The sequence below is a fragment of the Citrobacter sp. VF227 genome (assembly GCF_052950715.1).
In genome coordinates this window covers 1-3,087 of record NZ_JBRFVF010000030.1, presented here as the reverse complement: position 1 = coordinate 3,087, position 3,087 = coordinate 1, and the positions used below count along the sequence as shown (strand labels likewise).

General features: G+C 67.3%; 1 protein-coding gene and 3 pseudogenes. 2 read left to right on the top strand and 2 right to left on the bottom strand.

Annotated features, from left to right (window positions below):
- Nucleotides 1-519: 519 nt before the first annotated feature.
- Nucleotides 520-999: pseudogene (locus tag ACU8YC_RS24660) on the bottom strand (transposase); the annotation flags it as partial.
- Nucleotides 1,000-1,097: 98 nt separating this feature from the next.
- On the opposite strand from ACU8YC_RS24660, the gene ACU8YC_RS24655 reads away from it, so the two are divergent.
- Nucleotides 1,098-2,366, top strand: a complete 1,269-nt coding sequence (locus ACU8YC_RS24655) for an IS256 family transposase (RefSeq protein ID WP_446895914.1) — start codon at nucleotides 1,098-1,100, stop codon at nucleotides 2,364-2,366.
- Nucleotides 2,367-2,392: 26 nt separating this feature from the next.
- Here ACU8YC_RS24655 and ACU8YC_RS24650 read toward each other — a convergent pair.
- Nucleotides 2,393-2,920 (bottom strand): annotated as a pseudogene (locus tag ACU8YC_RS24650) (IS110 family transposase); the annotation flags it as partial.
- Here ACU8YC_RS24650 and ACU8YC_RS24645 point away from each other — a divergent pair.
- Nucleotides 2,904-3,087, top strand: a pseudogene (locus tag ACU8YC_RS24645) (phosphoribosylformylglycinamidine synthase subunit PurQ); the annotation flags it as partial. The pseudogenes ACU8YC_RS24650 and ACU8YC_RS24645 overlap by 17 nt on opposite strands.

Below are 3,087 nucleotides of genomic sequence, written 5' to 3'. Positions count from 1 at the left end.
GTGCGAGCGTCATAGTTAACATCGGAATGCAACGCGATAGCCGACATATAGACCGTTAGGCTTAAGGCTTGCTTGCGTCAGACCGCACGCGTTTTCTAATCGCCGCCGGTCATCCTGACGCCGAATCGAGGCGCGTACCGGCTCCAACGGGTGAGACAATCCCGATCCATGCCGCCGAAGAGCGGCTCGCCTTCTCCTGCCACTCGAGGCGAAAAAGCTGGTCGGCATGCCGCGAGCGAGATGATCAAGACTCTTCTCTATTCGGGGTTCATCGGTCAACGCCCTTTCGTGCGCATCCTGGTTCGACGCGTGATCGGCCCTGTGGAGCTCTTGCTTCTCTCCGAGGTCGGCCGGTGCCGCCTCATGATGGGGTTAGAGGGAGTGGGCGGATCCATCTAAGCCGCGCGCTCGGCAGAACCGACGCTCGAGTTTCCTCGGTCTCACCCGCTCCCGTCGTCCCCACAGGGACCTCCTCCACGCCGGAGGAGCTCGGTGTTACGTGATGCTGATCCGTAAGCTTCAGGCCGCCGTCGCGGCTTCGGTCGACCAGCGGAAATCCTTCTCGTCGCGCCACATGCGATGCAGCACGATCGCCAGCTTGCGGGCGACGGCCACGAGGGCCTTCTGCATGCCTCTGCGCTTGGCCACAGCCAGCCCCCAGACCTTCAGCGAGGACCATCGAACCCGAGGGCCAGTCAGCAGCACGAGCGCGGCCTCGTAGAGCGCGGCACGCATCATCGTGTCGCCGCACTTCGAGACTCGGCCGACCCGCATCGTCTCGCCGGACTGGTAGAGCCGCGGCGTCAGACCATAATGCGCCCCGACGCATTGCGATCGTCCGAAGCGGGCTGGGTTGTCGACGCAGGTACGGTAGGTCAACGCCACGACCGGCCCGACGCCGGGCGCGGTCATCAAGCGCCGGCAGACCGGGTCGGTGCGGACCTGGTCCAGCAGCATTTTGTGCAGCTTGGCCAGTTGGGTCCGCAGCGCCGAGCGCGCGAGCTATGCGGGAGATTGGGTGACGACGGTGTGTTGAAGGCGGCGTATCGAGGCGGGTGTCGAAGCCTGCCAGAACCTCTCAGCGAGAGCGATACGCCATGGAGACGCCTACCAACATCGTCCAGCTTCGTCAGCCCGAGGCCATCGACGATCCCCTGACCGAGGTGCTGCGCAGCGGCGCCCGCCGCCTGCTCGCCCAAGCTGTCGAGATGGAGGCGGACGCGTTCCTGAGTGCGATGCAGGACCTGCGGCTGCCGGACGGACGCGCACGCCTCGTGCGGCACGGCCATGGCCCGGAGCGGGCGATCCAGACCGGCATCGGCCCGGTACCCGTGGCGCGGGTTCGCGTCCGGGACCGTGGCGCGAGCGGGTCCGAGGACCGGATCCGGTTCACCTCGACGCTCCTGCCGAAATGGGCGCGGCGCACCCGCAGCCTGGATGCGTTGCTGCCGGTGCTGTACCTGCGCGGTGTCTCGACCGGCGACTTCCAGGAGGCGCTGGCCGCCCTGCTGGGCCGTGACGCCCCGAACCTCTCGCCGGCCGTCATCGCCCGGCTGACCGCGACCTGGGCAGACGAGTACACCCGCTGGCAGGGTCGCGACCTCTCGGCGCGCCGCTACGCCTACGTCTGGGCCGACGGCGTCTACCTGCAGGCCCGGATGGAGGACCAGGCCGAGTGCATGCTCGTGCTGATCGGGGCGACGCCCGAGGGCCGGAAGGAGCTCGTCGGCTTCCAGGTGGGCGTGCGCGAGAGCGCTCAGAGCTGGCGGAAGCGGCTCGTCGACGTGAAGCGGCGCGGGCTCTCGATCGCGCCCGAGATCGCGGTCGGTGACGGCGCGCTCGGCTTCTGGCGGGCGCTGGACGAGGTCTTCCCCGGCACGGCTCACCAACGCTGCTGGGTGCACAAAACTGCCAACGTCCTCGACAAGGTGCCGAAGTCCGTCCAGCGGGCGATGAAGGCGGACCTGCGGGAGATCCACGGCGCGCCGACCCGGGCGGGGGCCGAGGCGGCGCTGGCCGTGTTCGTCGAGAAGTACGGGGCCAAGTACCCGCGCGCCGCCGGCTGCCTGACCAAGGACCGGGAGGCGCTGCTGGCGTTCTACGACTTCCCGGCCGAGCACTGGGATCACCTGCGCAGCTCGAACCCGATCGAGAGCGTGTTCGCGACAGTGCGGCATCGGACCGTGCGGACCAAAGGGGCGCTCTCGGCCACGACCGCCAAGCTGATGGTGTTCAAGCTCGTGATGGCGGCGTCGAAAACCTGGCGCCGGCTGAAGGGCGAAAACCAGTTGCCGAAGGTCGTGGCCGGCGTCATCTTCCGCGACGGGACCGAGGTCGTCGCGAGCCCAGACCACCGCGCCGCCTGACCGCCGCCGTCACCTAAAATCCTGCATAGCTCCGAGCGCGCCTCCAGCAGCGGCAGGACCACGGCCGCGACGAAGGGCAGATCGAGCACGAGGTCGCGTACGCGCTGCTCGAAACCGGCAGCCCCCACGACACCGACTTTGAGGCCGAAGTTGCGCAGTTGGCCGCGCAGGTCGCTCTCGATGTCGTAAGCCTTGCGCTGAAGCAGCTTGCGCGAGGTCAGGAGCAGCCGGCGTTGCTGGCTGGCCGGCGTTTTGACGTGGACCGGCTTGAACAGGCCGACCCGCATCATCTGGGCTATGCCCATCGCGTCGTTGCGGTCGGTCTTGTTGATGCGGGCCGAGAGGGCCGCATGCATGTGGCGGGTCTCGACGCAGATCGCCGGCAGTCCGGCTTCGACCAGGCCGGCGTAGAGCCACGGTGAGAGCGGTCCCGCCTCCAGGCCGACACGCGCGTAGCTGTGGCCGAGGTCGATCAGGTGCCGGCCGATCACCTCGGGATGGCTCTCGACGGTGGCCCGGTGCACGACCTTACCATGGGGATCGATGATGCAGATTGCCGTTTCTCAAGGTGAAGGTAGTGTGGAAGTGCGTGAAGGTGCGCATCTGGCTCAGCTCGAGAGCAAAGGTCTGGTGGCCCTGCGCTATGTTGATAATTTCGGTAAGGTGACCGAGACCTACCCGGCTAACCCGAACGGTTCGCCGAACGGTATTACCGCTGTTA